The 18,239-nt window shown below is 72.7% G+C and carries 16 protein-coding genes; all 16 read left to right on the top strand.

Annotated features, from left to right (window positions below; all coding sequences use genetic code 11):
- The first annotated feature begins 1 nt into the window (after position 1).
- The 16 genes from F7R91_RS24125 (at position 2) to F7R91_RS24050 (ending at position 18,211) form a co-directional block, all read left to right on the top strand.
- Positions 2 to 1,765, top strand: coding sequence for an acetyl/propionyl/methylcrotonyl-CoA carboxylase subunit alpha (locus F7R91_RS24125; protein WP_225320758.1), 1,764 nt, complete (start codon positions 2 to 4; stop codon positions 1,763 to 1,765).
- Between the two features lie 4 nt (positions 1,766 to 1,769).
- Positions 1,770 to 2,729: a questin oxidase family protein gene (locus tag F7R91_RS24120; protein ID WP_150951194.1), complete on the top strand. Its 960-nt coding sequence runs from the start codon at positions 1,770 to 1,772 to the stop codon at positions 2,727 to 2,729.
- A gap of 76 nt (positions 2,730 to 2,805) precedes the next feature.
- Positions 2,806 to 4,272, top strand: a complete 1,467-nt coding sequence (locus tag F7R91_RS24115) for an FAD-dependent monooxygenase (RefSeq protein WP_150951193.1) — start codon at positions 2,806 to 2,808, stop codon at positions 4,270 to 4,272.
- A 465-nt stretch (positions 4,273 to 4,737) separates the two neighbouring features.
- Positions 4,738 to 5,067, top strand: a complete 330-nt coding sequence (locus F7R91_RS24110; RefSeq protein ID WP_150951192.1) for a TcmI family type II polyketide cyclase — start codon at positions 4,738 to 4,740, stop codon at positions 5,065 to 5,067.
- On the top strand, positions 5,064 to 6,335 hold the full coding sequence (locus F7R91_RS24105) for a beta-ketoacyl-[acyl-carrier-protein] synthase family protein (RefSeq protein ID WP_150951191.1): 1,272 nt from the start codon (positions 5,064 to 5,066) through the stop codon (positions 6,333 to 6,335). Before F7R91_RS24110 ends, F7R91_RS24105 begins: the two co-directional genes overlap by 4 nt.
- Positions 6,332 to 7,555 carry a ketosynthase chain-length factor gene (locus tag F7R91_RS24100; protein ID WP_150951190.1) on the top strand — a complete coding sequence of 408 codons (1,224 nt, stop codon included), beginning with the start codon at positions 6,332 to 6,334 and terminating at the stop codon, positions 7,553 to 7,555. Before F7R91_RS24105 ends, F7R91_RS24100 begins: the two co-directional genes overlap by 4 nt.
- An 807-nt stretch (positions 7,556 to 8,362) precedes the next feature.
- Positions 8,363 to 8,638 (top strand): acyl carrier protein, encoded by a 276-nt coding sequence (locus F7R91_RS24095; protein ID WP_150951189.1) that lies wholly within the window; start codon positions 8,363 to 8,365, stop codon positions 8,636 to 8,638.
- A 114-nt stretch (positions 8,639 to 8,752) separates the two neighbouring features.
- The gene (gene fabG, locus F7R91_RS24090; RefSeq protein ID WP_150951188.1) at positions 8,753 to 9,538 is read left to right on the top strand and encodes a 3-oxoacyl-ACP reductase FabG; all 786 of its coding nucleotides are present in this window, start codon (positions 8,753 to 8,755) and stop codon (positions 9,536 to 9,538) included.
- Positions 9,539 to 9,576: 38 nt separating this feature from the next.
- Positions 9,577 to 10,521 (top strand): aromatase/cyclase, encoded by a 945-nt coding sequence (locus F7R91_RS24085; RefSeq protein WP_150951187.1) that lies wholly within the window; start codon positions 9,577 to 9,579, stop codon positions 10,519 to 10,521.
- A gap of 3 nt (positions 10,522 to 10,524) precedes the next feature.
- A complete protein-coding gene (locus F7R91_RS24080) occupies positions 10,525 to 12,936 on the top strand; it encodes an SDR family oxidoreductase (protein ID WP_225320757.1) in 2,412 nt (803 codons plus the stop codon).
- A gap of 4 nt (positions 12,937 to 12,940) precedes the next feature.
- Complete coding sequence (locus F7R91_RS24075; RefSeq protein WP_225320756.1) at positions 12,941 to 14,473, top strand: MFS transporter; 1,533 nt, start codon at positions 12,941 to 12,943, stop codon at positions 14,471 to 14,473.
- Entirely contained in the window at positions 14,433 to 14,876 is a 444-nt protein-coding gene (locus F7R91_RS24070; protein WP_150951186.1) for an acyl carrier protein, read from the top strand. The genes F7R91_RS24075 and F7R91_RS24070 overlap by 41 nt, the downstream gene beginning before the upstream one ends.
- Complete coding sequence (locus F7R91_RS24065) at positions 14,873 to 15,715, top strand: 4'-phosphopantetheinyl transferase family protein (RefSeq protein WP_225320755.1); 843 nt, start codon at positions 14,873 to 14,875, stop codon at positions 15,713 to 15,715. The genes F7R91_RS24070 and F7R91_RS24065 overlap by 4 nt, the downstream gene beginning before the upstream one ends.
- Positions 15,716 to 15,733: 18 nt before the next feature.
- On the top strand, positions 15,734 to 17,356 hold the full coding sequence (locus F7R91_RS24060; protein ID WP_150951202.1) for an acyl-CoA carboxylase subunit beta: 1,623 nt from the start codon (positions 15,734 to 15,736) through the stop codon (positions 17,354 to 17,356).
- Positions 17,353 to 17,604 carry an acyl-CoA carboxylase epsilon subunit gene (locus F7R91_RS24055; protein WP_225320754.1) on the top strand — a complete coding sequence of 84 codons (252 nt, stop codon included), beginning with the start codon at positions 17,353 to 17,355 and terminating at the stop codon, positions 17,602 to 17,604. Before F7R91_RS24060 ends, F7R91_RS24055 begins: the two co-directional genes overlap by 4 nt.
- A gap of 43 nt (positions 17,605 to 17,647) precedes the next feature.
- Positions 17,648 to 18,211 carry a nuclear transport factor 2 family protein gene (locus tag F7R91_RS24050; protein ID WP_150951184.1) on the top strand — a complete coding sequence of 188 codons (564 nt, stop codon included), beginning with the start codon at positions 17,648 to 17,650 and terminating at the stop codon, positions 18,209 to 18,211.
- Positions 18,212 to 18,239 lie beyond the last annotated feature (28 nt).

Genomic DNA, 18,239 nt, shown 5'->3' with positions numbered 1-18,239 from the left:
GGTGCTCATCGCCAACCGTGGCGAAATCGCTGTCCGCGTGGCCCGGGCGTGCCGGGACGCCGGGATCGCGAGCGTGGCCGTCTACGCCGACCCGGACCGGGACGCTCTGCATGTCCGTGCGGCGGATGAGGCGTTCGCGCTGGGCGGTGACACCCCGGCCACCAGTTACCTGGACATCGCAAAGGTCCTGGGTGCCGCACGCGAATCGGGCGCGGACGCGATCCACCCCGGCTACGGCTTCCTGTCGGAGAACGCCGACTTCGCCCAGGCCGTCCTGGACGCCGGGCTGATCTGGATCGGGCCGCCGCCGCAGGCGATCCGTGACCTGGGTGACAAGGTCGCCGCCCGGCACATCGCCCAGCGGGCGGGTGCGCCGCTGGTGGCCGGCACCCCGGACCCGGTCTCCGGGGCGGAGGAGGTCGTCGCGTTCGCGCGGGAGCACGGGCTGCCGATCGCGATCAAGGCCGCGTTCGGCGGTGGCGGGCGCGGGCTGAAGGTGGCCCGCACCCTGGAAGAGGTGCCGGAGCTGTACGAGTCGGCGGTACGTGAGGCGGTGGCCGCGTTCGGACGCGGCGAGTGCTTCGTCGAGCGCTACCTCGACAAGCCCCGGCATGTGGAGACCCAGTGCCTGGCCGACCGCCACGGCAACGTGGTCGTGGTGTCCACGCGTGACTGCTCGCTGCAGCGCCGGCATCAAAAGCTCGTCGAGGAGGCGCCCGCGCCGTTCCTGTCCGACGCGCAGACCGACGAGCTGTACGCGGCTTCCAAGGCGATCCTGAAGGAGGCCGGCTACGTCGGTGCCGGCACCGTGGAGTTCCTGGTCGGCCTGGACGGCACGATCTCCTTCCTGGAGGTCAACACCCGTCTGCAGGTGGAGCACCCGGTCACCGAGGAGGTCGCCGGCATCGACCTGGTCCGCGAGATGTTCCGCATCGCCGACGGCGAGGAACTCGGCTACGGGGATCCGCAGTTGCGCGGCCACTCCTTCGAGTTCCGGATCAACGGCGAGGACCCGGGGCGTAACTTCCTGCCCGCGCCAGGGACGGTGCAGACGTTCAATCCGCCGTCGGGTCCGGGGGTTCGTCTGGACGCCGGTGTGGAGTCCGGGTCGGTGATCGGTCCGGCGTGGGACTCGCTGCTGGCGAAGCTGATCGTCACCGGTGCCACCCGCGAGCAGGCGCTCCGTCGGGCCGCCCGGGCGCTGGAGGAGTTCCAGGTCGAGGGCATGGCCACCGCGATCCCGTTCCACCGCGCGGTGGTCAAGGACCCGGCGTTCGCTCCCGAACTGACCGGTTCCGGCGAGCCGTTCACGGTGCACACCCGGTGGATCGAGACCGAGTTCGTCAACGACATCAAGCCCTTCACCGCTCCCGCGGACACCGAGGCGGAGGAGGAGCCGGGCCGCGAGACGGTGGTGGTCGAGGTCGGCGGCAAGCGCCTGGAGGTGTCCCTGCCGTCCTCGCTGGGCATGTCGCTGGCCCGCACCGGGCTGGCCGCCGGGGCCAGGCCCAAGCGGCGCGCGGCCAAGAAGTCCGGGCCGGTGGCCTCGGGCGACACCCTCGCCTCCCCGATGCAGGGCACCATCGTCAAGGTCGCCGTCGAGGAGGGCCAGGAGGTCACGGAAGGCGACCTGATCGTCGTACTCGAGGCGATGAAGATGGAACAGCCGCTCAACGCGCACAAGTCCGGCACCGTCAAGGGCCTGTCCGCGGAGGTCGGCGCGTCCCTCACCTCGGGCGCCGCGATCTGCGAGATCAAGGACTGATCCCATGGCACTCTCCTACACCGATGCCGTGAACGAGGCTCTCGACCGTCTGCGCGGCGTGGGCTTCGAGCACGGCCCGACGTTCGTCAACCACGCCCCGATGGCGGCCGAGGCCCTGGCCCACATGGGATACACCGACGAGGTGCCCGGCTGGGTCGACCGCAATCTGCGGACCCGGGACTACCACGACGTGCCCGAGCGCAAGTGGGCCATCGACCCGGCCGACCGGACCGAATGGCAGGCGGCGCTCGGGGACTTCGCCCGGGTCGGCGACTGGACCGCCCTGTTCGAGCGGGAGCTGGCCGACGACCCGTGGACCGAGGTGCTGGCCCGCTGGTGGCCCCGGCTGCTGCCCGGCATGTCGGGGGTGCTCACCCACGGGGTGATCCGTACCGCGCACGCGGTCCGTGCCGTCGCCTCGGCCGGCCCGGACGACCGCAGGCAACTGACCGAACTGGCCCAGGGGCTGGGGTACTGGGCGGCCCGCTGGTCCGGCCACCGGGCGCGCCCGGCCGACCTCACCGGGGACCAGGGCGTGCCCGGCGACGACGGGCCCCACCCGGCCGCGCGGGCACTGGACGAGCTGGTCGCCGAGTACTCGGGGATCTACGCCACCGTCGCGCAGCGCCACCCCATCCCGCTGATCCACTCGGTCACCGGGCCCGCGGCCGTGCGGCTGGTGGTCGAGCATCTGCCGAGGGCCCAGCGCTGGCCCTCGTATCTGGTCGCCCGGGACGTCAGCCGCACCATGCTCGGCTGGTTCCACGCCACCCCCCGTCCCGGGGTGCCGGTGCCCGAAGCCCCCGATGCGGACGAAGTGTTCGCCAACGCCGTCCAGATCGGCGACGAGCACGCCATCAAGCTCGCCGAGGTCGCGGTCCGCCACGAGGCGATCGCGCCCGACCCCCGGCACACGGCCGCCGCCCATGTGGCGAACCAGGGGATCGGCCGCCTCTACCTGTGAGCGCCCGGCCTCTGCCCGTTCTTCCCGCTGACCCGTTCCTTCCCGCCTGAAGGGCGGGTTCTTTCCGAGGAGTGTCATGGACGCAACTGTCATCGTCGTGGGCGCCGGACCTGCGGGCATGATGCTCGCCGGCGAACTGCGCCTCGCGGGCGTCGGCGTCATCGTGCTGGAGAAGCTGGCGGCGCGCACCGGCGAGTCGCGCGGACTCGGTTTCACCGCCCGCACCATGGAGGTCTTCGACCAGCGCGGACTGCTCTCCCGCTTCGGGGAGATCGAGGTCAGCAACGTGGGCCACTTCGGCGGCCTGCCGGTGGACTTCGGGGTGCTCGACGGCGCGCACCAGGCCGCGAAGACCATCCCGCAGTCCGCCACCGAGACCGTCCTGGAGGAGTGGGCCACACAGCTCGGCGCGGACATCCGGCGCAGTCACGAGGTCCTGTCCGTCGCGGAGAAGGAGGACTGCGTCGAGGTCGAGGTGCGCGGTCCGGGCGGGGTGCACCACCTGCGCGGCGAGTACCTCGTCGGGTGTGACGGCGGCCGGTCCACCATCCGCAAGGCGGTCGGCTTCGACTTCCCCGGCACGGCCTCGACCCTGGAGATGTTCCTCGCCGACGTCAAGGGCATCCGGCTGGAGCCCCGGATGATCGGCGAGACCCTGCCCGGCGGCATGGTCATGGTGGGCCCGCTGCCCGGGGGGATCACCCGGCTGATCGTGTGCGAGCGCGGCACCCCGCCGCAGCGCCGGGAGAAGCCCCCGACCTGGGAGGAGGTCGCGGCCGCCTGGCAGCGGCTGACCGGCGACGACATCTCGCACGCCGAGCCGGTGTGGGTCTCCTCCTTCGGCGACGCCACCCGGCAGGTCACCGAGTACCGGCGCGGCCGGATCTTCCTGGCCGGCGACTCCGCACACATTCATCTGCCGGCCGGCGGCCAGGGTATGAACACCAGCATTCAGGACGCGGTGAACCTGGGCTGGAAGCTGGGCGCGGTGGCCCGTGGCCGGGCCCCCGAGGCGCTGCTCGACACGTATCACGCCGAGCGGCACCCGGTGGGCAGGCGGCTGCTGATGAACACCCAGGCGCAGGGCCTGCTGTTCCTGTCCGGGCCGGAGGTGCAGCCGCTGCGCGACGTACTGACCGAGCTGATCGTCTATCCCGAGGTCAGCAGGCACTTCGCGGCGATGGTCTCCGGTCTGGAGATCCGCTACGACCTCGACGGCGGCACGCATCCGCTGCTGGGCCGGCGGCTGCCGGAGGTGAGGCTGACCGGCGACCGGCTGGTCTCCTGCAGCACCGAGGCGCTGCACGCGGCCCGCGGTGTGCTGCTGGACCTGACGGACAACGAGGCGCTGCGCCGCCGGGCCACCCCGTGGCTGGACCGGGTCGACATCGTCACCGCCGCGCCCGTTCTGCCCGAGGGCAGCGCGCTGGAGGGCACGACGGCCGTACTGGTCCGCCCCGACGGATACGTCGCCTGGGCCGCACCGGGCAGCCACGGCGATCTGCCGATGGCGCTGGAGCACTGGTTCGGCCCGGCCCGCTGACACGGTCCGCGGAATCCGCCCGGTTAGCTGGATCCGTGCGCGGAGTCTGCCCGGGCCGGTGGCTCCGTGCGCGGAAGCTGCCCGGCCTGGTGGCTCCGTGCGCGGAATCTGCCCGGCTGGCTGGATCCGTCCGCGGAACGCGCCCGGCCTGGTTGCACCGTGCGCGGAATCCGCCCGGTTCGCTGGCTCCGTGCACGGAAACCGCCCGGCCCGGTGGCACCGTGCGCGGAATCCGCCCGGTTCGCTGGCTCCGTGCACGGAAACCGCCCGGCCCGGTGGCACCGTGCGCGGAATCCGCCCGGCCCGGTGGCGCCGTCCGCCGAAACCGTCCGGCCCGCTGACACCGTCCGCCGAAATCGCCCGGCTCGCCGCCGGAACGTCCACCCACGCACGGCACCCGCCCGCCGGAAACACCGCCGAACGTACCGCCGAGGTACCCCCGAGGTACCGCTGAAGGAGACCCCCATGCACAGCACCCTGATCGTGGCCCGGATGGACCCCGGCAGCCAGGCCGATGTGGCCCGGCTGTTCAAGGAGTTCGACGGCACCGAGATGCCGCATCTGATGGGCACCCGGCGCCGTCAGCTCTTCGCGTACCGCGGCCTCTACTTCCATCTGCAGGACTTCGACACCGACAACGGCGGCGAGCTGATCGAGGCGGCCAAGTCCGACCCGCGTTTCGTGGGGATCAGCGAGGACCTCAAGCCGTTCATCCAGGCGTACGACCCGGCGACCTGGCGGTCCCCCGCCGACGCCGTGGCCACGCGCTTCTACGACTGGGAGGGCCGGGCGTGAGCGCCAGGCGAGTGGTCATCACGGGGGTCGGTGTCACGGCCCCCGGGGGAGTGGGCACCGAGAACTTCTGGAGCCTGCTCAGCGAGGGACGGACGGCGACCCGCGGGATCACGTTCTTCGACCCGTCCGAGTTCCGCTCCCGGGTCGCGGCCGAGATCGACTTCGATCCGGAGGAACACGGGCTGAACCCGCAGGAGATACGCCGGATGGACCGGGCGGCACAGCTGGCCGTGGTGACGGCCCGTGAGGCGCTCGCCGACAGCGGGCTCGACGTGGCCGCCGCGGACCCGTACCGGGTCGGCATCACCATCGGCAGCGCGGTCGGCGCGACCATGGGGCTCGACCAGGAGTACCGGGTCGTCAGCGACGGCGGCCGGCTGGACCTGGTGGACCACGAGTACGCGGTCCCGCACCTCTACAACTACCTGGTGCCCAGCTCGATCGCGGCCGAGGTGGCATGGGCGGCGGGCGCCGAGGGCCCCTCGACCGTGGTCTCCACCGGCTGCACCTCCGGTCTGGACTCGGTCGGGCACGCGGTGGAGCTGATCCGTGAGGGCTCGGCGGACGTCATGGTGGCCGGGGCGACCGACGCCCCGATCTCGCCGATCACCCTGGCCTGCTTCGACGCCATCAAGGCGACCACCCCGCGCAACGACGACCCCGAGCACGCCTCACGGCCCTTCGACGGGACCCGCAACGGCTTTGTCCTCGGGGAGGGTTCGGCGGTGTTCGTCCTGGAGGAGCTGGAGAGCGCGCGCAGACGCGGTGCGCACATCTACGCGGAGATCGCCGGTTACGCCTCGCGCTGCAACGCCTTCCACATGACGGGCCTGCGCCCGGACGGCGCGGAGATGGCCGAGGCCATCACGGTGGCCCTCGACGAGGCCCGGCTCGACCCCGACGCGATCGACTACGTCAACGCGCACGGCTCGGGCACCAAGCAGAACGACCGGCACGAGACGGCCGCGTTCAAGAAGAGCCTGGGCGAGCACGCCTACCGGACGCCGGTGTCCTCCATCAAGTCGATGGTCGGGCACTCGCTGGGCGCGATCGGTTCGATCGAGATCGCCGCCTCGGTCCTGGCCATGGAGCACCACGTGGTGCCTCCGACGGCGAATCTGCACACGGCCGACCCCGAGTGCGACCTCGACTATGTGCCGCTGGTCGCGCGCGAGCACCGCACCGACGCGGTGCTGACGGTCGGCAGCGGATTCGGCGGCTTCCAGAGCGCGATGGTGCTGGCCCGCCCCGAGAGGAGTATGGCATGAGCTCGTCAATGCCGAAGGTCGTCGTGACGGGGCTCGGCATCGCCGCCCCCAACGGCCTCGGTACGGAGGACTACTGGGCGGCGACCCGGGCCGGCAAGAACGGCATCGGCCGCATCACCCGCTTCGACCCCTCCCGGTACCCGTCACGACTGGCCGGCGAGGTCCCCGGGTTCACCGCCTCCGAGCATCTGCCGAGCCGGCTGACCGCCCAGACCGACCACATGACCCGGCTCGCCCTGGTCGCCACCGACTGGGCGCTGGCCGACGCGGGCGTCACCCCCGCCGCACTGCCCGAGTACTCCATGGGCGTGGTCACCGCCAGCTCCTCCGGCGGCTTCGAGTTCGGCCAGGGCGAGCTCCAGAAGCTGTGGAGCCAGGGCAGCCAGTACGTGTCCGCGTACCAGTCCTTCGCCTGGTTCTACGCCGTCAACAGCGGCCAGATCTCCATCCGCAACGGCATGAAGGGCCCGAGCGGTGTGGTCGTGTCCGACCAGGCCGGCGGTCTCGACGCGCTGGCCCACGCCCGCCGGCAGATCCGCAAGGGCACCGACCTGATCGTCTCCGGGTCGATCGACGCCTCGATCTGCCCGTGGGGCTGGGTCGCGCAGCTCGCGAGCGGACGCCTGTCGACCAGCGAGGAGCCGGGGCGCGCCTATCTGCCCTTCGACACGGCCGCCGCCGGACATGTGCCCGGCGAGGGCGGGGCGATCCTCATCCTCGAATCGGACGCGTCGGCCGCCCGTCGCGATGCCCGGGTCTACGGCGAGATCGCGGGCTACGGTGCCACCTTCGACCCCGCGCCCGGCACCGGCCGCCCGCCCGGGCTGCGCAAGGCGATCGAACTCGCCCTCGCCGACGCGGGCGTCGACGCCGGCGACGTGGACGTCGTCTTCGCCGACGGCGCCGCGATCCCCGGGCTCGACCGGGCCGAGGCCGACGCGATCAACGACGTGTTCGGACCGCACGGCGTCCCCGTCACCGTGCCCAAGACGATGACCGGCCGCCTCTGCTCCGGCGCCGCGCCCCTCGATGTCGCCACCGCGCTGCTCGCCATCGCCGACGGCGTCGTCCCGGCCACCACCAACGTCGACCCCGACGCCTCCTACGACCTCGACCTGGTCACCGGCCGCCCCCGCGCGGGCGAACTGCGCACGGTCCTCGTCATCGCCCGCGGACACGCCGGCTTCAACTCGGCGGCGGTGGTACGGGCGGCGACGTAGGACCGCCGCCCGGCACCCGACAGCACAGATGGGCTGCCGCCCGCGACGCCGGAGACGCGGCTGTGCGGGGGCGCGTCGGCCATGGTCGCGACGCCCGAGCCCGTCACGGCCCCCGTGCCCCCGGCGACGGCGAACGACAGGCCAGGCCTGCGATGAAGGTGTCGTATCGCTGCGAGGTCGTGCGCTGCCTCGCGCGGCGCCGGACGCACGGCTGTACGGGGCGCGTCGGCCTTCGAGGTTGTGCGCCTGCCCCACGCGGCGCCGGACACACGGCCGTGCGCGGGCGCGCCGGCCTGCCACGGCCGTGGCCCCCATGCCCGGGTCCGTCACGGCATCTGAACCCCCGGCGCGGGCTCCCGACTTCCGGCAGCGGCGAACGACGGGCCTGGCCTGTGATGACGGCGTCGTATCGCTGCGAGGTTGTGCGCTGCCTCGCGCGGTGCCGGAGGCGCGGCCGTGCGAGGGCGCGCCGACCTGCCATGGCCGCGACGCCCATGCCCGGGCCCGGGCCTGTCACGGCACCCGTGCCCCCGGCGCGGGCCCGGCCTCCGGCGACGGCTAACGACTAGCCCGGCCTGCGGCGGCGTCGTATCGCGTCGAGGTCCGTCCGGTGGGGTCGCGGCAGCGCGGGTGCCGTGGTCGCCTCGGTCGGACCGTAGTCCCGCCCCGAAGCCGCCTGGCCGTGCGACCGCCCCACGCGGTGCGCTCGCCCGCGCCCCAAGACACCCGCCGCCCGGCCCGTACCTCACCCACGCCCGAGCCGGGCGGCGGGCCGGATTTTCTTCCCTCAACCGAAAGGACACACGCGTGGCCACCCAGCCCTTCACCATCGAGGACCTCAAGCGGATCCTGCTCGAGGGCGCCGGCGCCGACGAGAACGTCGACCTCGACGGCGACATCCTCGACACGGAGTTCGAGGAGCTCAGCTACGAGTCCCTGGCGCTCCTGGAGACCTGCGGCCGTATCGAGCGCGAGTACGGCATCTCGCTCGACGACTCCGTGCTCACCGAGGCCAAGACGCCCCGCGCGATGGTCGAGGCGGTCAACGCCCGCCTCGCCGAGTCGGCGCCGGCCGCCGCCTGACCGTATCCCCTCACCGGCCGCCGGTGCGCCGCTCTCCCCTTCGGCAGCGCACCGGCGGCCCCCTTTGCCCAGCCCTGTCCGCAGCAGACACACGCCTACAAGGGAGCACCAGACATGTCCGACAATCCCCAGCGGGTCGCCCTCGTCTCCGGGGCCACCAGCGGCATCGGCCTCGCGGTGGCACGGCTGCTGGCGGGCCAGGGCCACCGTGTCTTCATCGGCGCCCGCGACGCCGAGAACGTCGTCCGCACCGTCAAGGAGCTGCGCGAGGAGGGACTCGACGTCGACGGCAGCACCCTCGACGTGACCTCCCCGCTGTCCATCGAGACCTTCGTGCAGGCCGCCGTGGACCGCTTCGGCACCGTCGACGTCCTGGTCAACAACGCGGGCCGGTCCGGCGGCGGAGTCACCGCCGACATCGACGACGAGCTCTGGTACGACGTCGTCGAGACCAACCTGAACAGCGTCTTCCGGCTCACCCGCGCCGTCCTCAACACCGGCGGAATGCGCCACAAGGACCGCGGCCGGATCATCAACATCGCCTCCACCGCGGGCAAGCAGGGCGTCGTGCTCGGCGCCCCCTACTCCGCCTCGAAGCACGGCGTCGTCGGCTTCACCAAGGCCCTCGGCAACGAGCTCGCCCCCACCGGCATCACGGTCAACGCGGTGTGCCCCGGCTATGTGGAGACCCCCATGGCGCAGCGGGTCCGCGCCGGCTACGCGGCCGCGTACGACACCTCCGAGGACGCCATCCTGGAGAAGTTCCAGGCGAAGATCCCCCTCGGCCGCTACTCCACCCCCGAGGAGGTCGCCGGTCTCGTCGGCTACCTCGCCTCCGACACCGCCGCCTCCATCACCGCGCAGGCGCTCAACGTCTGCGGCGGTCTCGGCAACTTCTGACCGGTCCGACCCCCCCGTACTCTCCGAGGAGTTCACGCATGTCCGCATCCGAGCCGCGGGAAGTCGAGCACGAGATCACGGTCTCGGCCCCGGCCGCCGACGTCTACCGGCTGATCGCCGAGGTGGAGAACTGGCCGCGGATCTTCCCGCCGACCATCTACGTCGACCACCTGGAGCGCTCCGGCACCGAGGAACTGATCCGCATCTGGGCGACGGCCAACGGCGAGGCCAAGAACTGGACTTCACGCCGCGTCCTGGACCCCGAGGGCCTGCGCATCGTCTTCCGCCAGCAGGTCTCCACCCCGCCGGTCGCCACCATGGGCGGCACCTGGATCATCGAGCCGCTGCCGGCGGGCGAGTCGCGCGTCCGGCTGCTGCACGACTACACGGCGATCAACGACGACCCGGCGAACCTGGCCTGGATCGAGGAGGCCGTGGACCGCAACTCCCGCTCGGAGCTGGCGGCCCTGAAGACCAATGTCGAACTCGCGGCCGCCTCCGAGGAGCTGACCTTCTCCTTCGAGGACACGATCGAGATCGACGGCTCCGCCAAGGACGCCTACGACTTCGTCAACGAGGCCGGCCTGTGGTCGGAGCGGCTGCCGCATGTGGCGACCGTACGGCTCACTGAGGACACCCCCGGCCTGCAGACCCTCGAGATGGACACCCGCGCCAAGGACGGCTCCGTCCACACCACGAAGTCGTACCGGGTGTGCCTGGACGGCGAGAAGATCGCCTACAAGCAGACCACGCTGCCGGCGCTGATGAACCTGCACACCGGCTACTGGACCTTCCGCGAGACGGAGACCGGCTCGACGGCCTCCTCGCAGCACACCGTCGTGCTGCGTGCCGAGAACATCGAGAAGATCCTCGGCCCGGACGCGGGTGTGGACGAGGCCAGGGAGTATGTGCGCTCGGCGCTGAGCACCAACAGCCGCGCCACACTTGGCCACGCCAAGAACCACGCCGAAGCGAGGCGCTGACCCGTGGCCGGTGCCGACGCTGTCGATGCTCATGTGATCGTGGTCGGCGCCGGCCCCGTAGGGCTGATGCTCGCCGCTGAACTGCGGCTCGGCGGCGCCGACGTGACCGTACTGGAGGTGCTGGACGCCCCGACGACGCAGTCGCGGGCGTCCACGCTGCATGCGCGGACGATGGAGATCCTGGCGCAGCGGGATCTGCTGGAGGGCCCCGGGGGTCTCGGGGACCCGCCGCACGAGCCGATGGGCCACTTCGGCGGCCTGCCGATGGACCTGCGGCTGCCGAGTCCCTACCCGGGCCAGTGGAAGGTGCCGCAGGTCCGCACCGAGGAACTGCTCGGCGCCCGCGCGGTCTCACTCGGGGCGCGGGTGCTGCGCGGGCACCGGGTCACGGGCCTGGACCAGCATGCAGACCATGTCGAGGTGACGGCGGAGCACGACGGGCGGCCGGTGCGGTTCACCGCCCGCCATGTCGTCGGCTGCGACGGCGAGCACTCGGCCGTACGGCGGCTCGCGGGCATCGGCTTCCCCGGCAACGGCGCCGAACGGGAGCTCATCCGCGCGGACGTCGACGGCATCGAGATCCCGGGCCGCCGCTTCGAACGGCTGCCCAAGGGGCTCGCCATCGCCGCCCGGCGCGGCGACGGCGTCACCCGGGTGATGGTCCACGAGTTCGGCCGGGCCCCGCGCCCGGCCGGCGAGGCGTCCTTCGAGGACATCGTCGAGGCCTGGCGGGGCGTCACCGGCGAGGACATCTCCGGCGGCACCCCGCTGTGGGTCAACTCCTTCGGCGACGCCTCCCGGCATGCGGTGCGCTACCGCGACCGGCGTGTCCTGCTCGCGGGCGACGCGGCCCACCAGCAGATGCCGATCGGCGGCCAGGCGCTCAACCTCGGCCTCCAGGACGCCGTCAACCTGGGCTGGAAGCTGGCGGCGACCGTGCTCGGGCGGGCCCCCGCGGGTCTGCTCGACACCTACCAGCAAGAACGGCACGCGGTGGGGCGCCGGGTCCTGTCCAACATCCGGGCGCAGGCCCGGCTGCTGCTGGGCGGCCCGGAGGTGGATGCCCTGCGCACCGTCGTCGGCGAACTGACCTCCTACGAGCCGGTACGGGCCCATCTGGCAGGCATGATCAGCGGCCTCGACATCCGCTACGAGACGGAGGCCGGCCACCCGCTGGCCGGCGCCCGCCTCCCCGAGGCCCGGCTGCCCGGCTCCGCCGAGCCGTTGAGCGCGCTCGGCCTGCTGCGCGGCGGGCGCGGGCTGCTTCTCGTCCTGGCCCCGCAGCAGGAGCGGCGGGAACGGATCGCCGGCGTGGCCCGGCCGTGGTCCGCGGCCGTCGACACCGTGACGGCACTGCCGCCGGCGGACGGCCCGCTCGCGGACGTCGCCGCCGTCCTCGTACGCCCGGACGGATACGTCGCGTGGGCGGGCGACTCGGACGACGGCCTGGACACCGCCCTCGCCCGCTGGTTCGCCCGCGACGCGGCCGCGCCCGGCGCGACCGCGGCGACCGGACCCGCCTCCACCGCGGCTGCGGCCACCGGCCACGCCCCCGGCACCTCCGTGCCCGGGTCCCACGCCCCCGCGCGTCCCGCGCGGCACACACCCCCGCGCACCCACCCCCACGCACACGTCAACGGCAGGAGAAGGAACATGGGTGACCTCACCGGCAAGACGGCGCTCGTCACCGGCGCGAGCCGCGGTATGGGCCGGGCCACCGCCGAACGCCTGGCCCGGGACGGCGCGCTCGTCGCCGTGCACTACGCCACCAATGAGGACGCGGCCGCCGAGGTCGTCGCCGGGATCGAGAAGGACGGCGGGCGGGCGTTCGCCGTACAGGCCGAACTCGGGGCGCCCGGCGGTGTCCACGAGCTGTTCCTCGGTCTGGAGGAGGGCCTCAAGGAGCGCACCGGCTCCACCGTGCTCGACATCCTGGTCAACAACGCCGGGGTGATGGGCGGGGTCAAGCCCGAGGACACCACCCCGGAGCAGTTCGACCGGATCTTCGCGGTGAACGCCAAGGCACCGTTCTTCGTCATCCAGCGCGCGCTCGCCAACATGCCCGACGGCGCCCGGATCGTGAACATCTCCTCCGGGCTGACCCGGTTCGCCAACCCCGACGAGATCGCGTACGCCATGAGCAAGGGCGCCGTCGAGCAGCTCGCGCTGCACTTCGCCAAGGCGCTCGGGCCCCGCGGGATCACCGTCAACAGCGTTGCCCCGGGCATCACCCGCAACGGCAATCCGCTGTTCGACATCCCCGAGGCCGTGGAGGCCATGGCGGCCCTGTCCACCTTCAACCGGGTCGGCGAACCGCAGGACGTCGCCGACGTCATCGCCTTCCTCGTCTCCGACGACGCCCGCTGGGTCACCGGCTCCTTCGTCGACGCGAGTGGCGGCACCCTCCTCGGGTGACGCCGTGACCAGGTCGTATCCGTCTGCTTCTCCGTCCGATGCAGTCACCGGGACGGCGGCCGGGCGGTGGGGCGCACGGCTGTGGGCGCTGCTGTTCGTCCTGGCCGGCAACATGCTCATCGACGCGCTCGAAGTGTCCGTGGCGGTCGTGGCGCTGCCCTCGATCGGCACGGACCTCGGGCTGCCGCTGACGTCCGTGCAGTGGACGATGACCGGGTTCGCCGTCGGCTTCGGCGGGCTGATGCTGTTCGGCGCCCGGGTGGTGAGCCTGCTGGGGCGCCGCCGGGTCTATCTGGCGGTGCTCCTCGGCTTCGCGGCCGCCTCGCTGCTGAGCGCGCTCGCCCAGGAACCCTGGCTGCTGGTGGCCACCCGCCTGGTCAAGGGGTTCTGCGCGGCGCTCACCGCGCCCACCGGCCTTGCCATCATCTCCACCGCCTTTCCCGAAGGCCCGCCCCGCAACCGGGCGTTGTCCGTCTACACCCTCTTCGGCGCCGTCGGCTTCACCGCGGGACTGCTGCTGTCGGGCTGGCTCACCACCTACAGCTGGCGCCTGACCTTCGCCTTCCCGGCGCCGGTGGTGCTGGTGCTGTTCGCCCTCGGCCTGCGCCTGATCCCCGGCAACGACACCGCGCCGGGCACGCCCCGGCGCTACGACGTGCCGGGCGCCGCCGCCTTCACCGGCGCGCTGCTCGCCCTCGTCCAGGGCATCACCGCCCTCCCGGCGCACGGCCTCGCCGACTGGCGTTCCGGCGGAGCGCTGGTGGGCGCCGTGGTGCTGCTGGTCCTTTTCATGGCCGTCGAACGCGGCACCCCCGCACCGCTGGTGAGGTTCGGTGCGCTGCGCGGCGGCCCCATGCTCCGCTCGGCCCTCGGCGCGGCCTGCCTCAACGGGTCCTACCTGGGGCTGCTGTTCGTCCTCACGTACCAGCTCCAGACGGTCGCCGGCTGGTCGCCGCTGCGCTGCGCGCTGGCCTTGCTGCCTGCCGCCGCCCCGCTGGCGGTCACCGCGCTGTCGTCCGGCCGGCTCGTCGCCCGCTACGGCGCCCCCCGGCTCATCGCCGCCGGAGCCGTCTTCCCCTTCGCGGGTTATCTGCTGCAGCTGCGCGCGTCCTGGCCGCTCGACTACCCCGGGCGGCTGCTGCCCACGCTGCTCCTGGTGGGCGCCGGCTTCGTGCTGTCCTTCGCCGCGCTGAACATGCAGGCGACCTCGAAGCTGCCGCCCGCCGAACGCGGTGCGGGCAGCGGGCTGTACCAGACGGCCGTGCAGACCGGCGCGGTCGCGACACCGGCGCTCGTCGCCGCGCTGCTCGCCGCCTCCATGCCGCCCAACGCCACGGCGGCCGAGGCCGTCGCGGCCTGCCGGCCCGCGCTCGCCCTGGTGGCCGCGATCGGCGGACTGGGACTGCTCGTGGGCCTGAGCGGTCTCACGGCACGCGCCGGGCCGCGCCGCCCTCCCGTTCCCGTACCACCCACCCACTCCACGACGGGGCACGATCATGGACCAGACGACGAAGACCTGGATCTTCGACGACCTTGATGATCTCGACGACATCGACTACGAGTTCGAGCAGGACCATGAGGTGGAGGTGGTGCCGCCGAGCCTGTCGCGGCTCGCCGCCAGCGACCTGGCCGAGCGCACCCGGCTCATCGACGAGTACGTCCGCGCCGAACTCGCCCGGGTGCTGCGGGTGGATCCGCACAGCATCGACACCGTGGGCCGCCCGATGAACAGCCTCGGCATCGGCTCCATCTCCGGCCTCGAACTCCAGCGCCGGATGGAGGCCGTCCTCCACGTGGACGTCAACCTCAACATGCTGCTGCGCGCCAACAGCGCCGCCGAACTGGTCGACTGCCTGGCCGGGCAGCTCGGCCCCGAGGACAGCCCCCACAAGCACGCCCGCGGCCATGTGGTCTCGCACGACCTTCCGGGGACGGCGTGAGCGGGGATGTGCTCGTCCGCGCGGCGCCCGCGACCAAGGCGGCGCGGCTGCCCCGGCCGGGTGAGCTCGATGTGTGGCTGGTGCGCCGGCCCCGCCTCGACTCCGCGGCCGAGCGCCTGGAGCTGACCGAGCTCAGCGACGCCGAACGCCGGCGCACCGCCTCCTTCGTGCGCCCCACGGACGGGATCACCTACGCCTCCGCGCATGTCGCGCTGCGCCGGCTGCTCGGCGCCTATCTGGGGCGGCCCCCGCAGGACGTGCCGTTCGTACGGGAGCCCTGCCCCGGCTGCGCCGAGCCGCACGGCCGGCCCGCCGTCGCCCACCCCGACCCGCCCCTGCACTTCTCCCTGGCGCACAGCCACGGCATGGCCGCCATCGCCGTCTCCACCACCGTGATCGGCATCGATGTGGAGCGGCTGCCCCGCGACGAGACCGTCGAGGTGTGCACCCCGGCCCTGCACCCCGGGGAGCGGCAGGAGCTGGAGGACCTCGCCGGGGACAACAGGCGCGAGGCGTTCGGGCAGATGTGGACCCGCAAGGAGGCCTTCCTCAAGGCGCTCGGCACCGGCCTGTCCCGCGACCCGGGCCAGGACTACCTGGGTGCCGACGTCCGGCGCAGGCCGGACGGCTGGACGCTCCTCGACCTGCCGGCCGGACCCCGGCACAACGCCGCCGTCGCCGTACTCGGCACCGAGGCGCCGAAGGTCGGGGTGCGCTGGCTGCCCGTGGAGGCGCTGTTCGCCGGCGGCACGGTGGACCTGGGGACCGCGGCGGCCATGCCCGCGGCGCCCACCACGCCTGCCGCGAGCGCGCCCGCCACGACCACGCAAGGAACCTGACAGGGGAGCGTGACCGAGATGTCGACCGACCAGACCGGAACGGCACAGCATGCCGCCCGGCCCAGCCTGCGCGACCGCGAACACCGCGGCCAGTGGAGCGCACTGGAGCGGGTGGAGGAGCTCGGCCTGATCAAACAGGCCGCGGCGCACGGAGATCCGCTGGCCACCGAGCGCCAGCACGCCAAGGGCAAGCTCACCGCCCGCGAACGCATCGAACTGCTGCTGGACAAGGGCTCGTTCACCGAGGTCGAGACCCTGCGCCGACACCGCGCCACCGGCTTCGGCCTGGAGCGCAAGCGCCCCTACACCGACGGTGTGGTCACCGGCTGGGGCACCGTGGAGGGCCGTACGGTCTTCGTGTACGCGCACGACTTCCGTATCTTCGGCGGCGCGCTCGGCGAGGCGCACGCGCAGAAGATCCACAAGATCATGGACATGGCGCTGGCCGCCGGGGCGCCGCTGGTGTCGCTGAACGACGGCGCGGGCGCCCGTATTCAGGAGGGCGTCAGCGCGCTGGCCGGCTACGGAGGCATCTTCCAGCGCAACACCCGGGCCTCCGGGGTGATCCCGCAGATCAGCGTGATGCTCGGTCCGTGCGCGGGCGGCGCCGCGTACTCGCCGGCGCTCACCGACTTCGTCTTCATGGTCCGTGACATCTCGCAGATGTTCATCACCGGACCGGACGTGGTGCGGGCCGTGACCGGCGAGGAGATCACCCAGGACGACCTCGGCGGCGCCGATGTGCACGCCACCACCTCCGGGGTCGCCCACTTCGCCTACGACGACGTGCGCAGCTGCCTGGAGGACGTGCGGTACCTGCTGTCCCTGCTGCCCTCCAACAACCGTGATCTGCCGCCCTCCGCGAAGGGGGACGACCCGGCGGACCGGCGCACCGACCGGCTCCTGGAACTCGTCCCCGAGGACCCGAGCCGGGTCTACGACATCCGCACGGTCATCGAGGAGATCGTCGACGACGGCGAGTACTTCGAGGTGCAGCCGGGCTGGGCGACCAACGTGGTGTGCGCCCTGTCCCGGCTGGACGGCGAGGTCGTCGGCATCGTCGCCAACCAGCCCTCCTCCTTCGCGGGCGTCCTCGACATCGACGCGAGTGAAAAGGCGGCGCGGTTCGTGCAGTTCTGCGACGCCTTCAACATCCCCCTGGTCACCCTGATCGACGTGCCCGGCTTCCTGCCGGGCGTGGACCAGGAGCACAACGGCATCATCCGGCGCGGCGCGAAGCTGCTGTACGCGTACTGCAACGCCACCGTGCCGCGTATCTCCCTGGTGCTGCGCAAGGCGTACGGCGGCGCGTACATCGTCATGGACTCCCGGTCCATCGGCACCGACCTGGCGCTCGCCTGGCCGTCCAACGAGATCGCCGTGATGGGCGCCGAGGGCGCGGCGAACGTCATCTTCCGCCGCGAGATCGCCGCCTCCGACGATCCGGACGCCACCCGGGCGCAGAAGATCAAGGAGTACCAGGCGGAGCTGATGCACCCGTACTACGCGGCCGAGCGCGGTCTGGTGGACGACGTCATCGACCCGCGCGACACCCGGCTCCAGCTGGTCCGGGCGCTGGCGATGCTGCGCACCAAGCAGGCCGACCTGCCGTGCCGCAAGCACGGCAACCCGCCGCAGTGAGCGGGGCCGACGGCGGGCACGAGGAGCTGGTCATCCGGGTCGTCAAGGGCCGGGCCACGGCCGCCGACATCGCCGCGCTGACCAGTGTGCTGCTCGCCCGTGCCGCCGTCCTCGCCGCGGGCGGGCCGTGCCCGCAGGACCGTACTCCCACGGCCGGCTGGCGGCGCCCGGAGCGCGCCGCCACGCACCGGGACCCGCGCGGCTGGCGCGTCTCCGGCAGCCGGAGCGCGCCGCCCTTTGGCAGTTGACGTGCGCAGCCGTACCGACTCCCAGAAACGGAGCCCTGGATTCATGACCGCCCCGCCCCTCGAACAGCCCGCCACCGTCACCGTTCCCGAGGCCGAACTCGCCGCCCTGCGCGCACAGGTGCGGACCCTGACCGACCGGGCCGAGCTCACCGAGCTGATCGACCGGTACATCACCCTGCTCGACACCCAGGACGAGCACGGCTTCGACGACACCTGGACGCGCGGCGTCTTCACCGACGACTGCCGGCTGGAGTTCCCGGTCGGCAGGGCGTCCGGGCTGGACGGGCTCGCCGCCTTCCACCTGGAGAAGAAGTCCCGGTTCGCCCGCACGCACCACCTCGCCTCCACCTACGGCATCCACGTCGACGGCGACACGGCCCGCATCCGTATCCACCTGGTCGCCTCGCACATCCACCACGAGGACGGGCCGGACCCGTCAGGTCGCTTCGACATCGGCGGTTACAGCGAGGGCGAGGCCGTGCGCACCCCCGACGGCTGGCGGCTGCGGCGCTGGAGGTTCCACCTCGTCTGGTCGGCGGGGGCGGGGCCCCGGCCGGGACCGGAGCCGCGTGCACTGCGCAACTCGCAGCCCAGGCCGCGCACTTGACGGCATCCGGGTCCATCAATGAAGGGAG

The organism is Streptomyces luteolifulvus (assembly GCF_008806595.1).
Lineage (GTDB): Bacteria > Actinomycetota > Actinomycetes > Streptomycetales > Streptomycetaceae > Streptomyces > Streptomyces luteolifulvus.
This window is presented reverse-complemented; position numbering and strand designations above follow the sequence as displayed.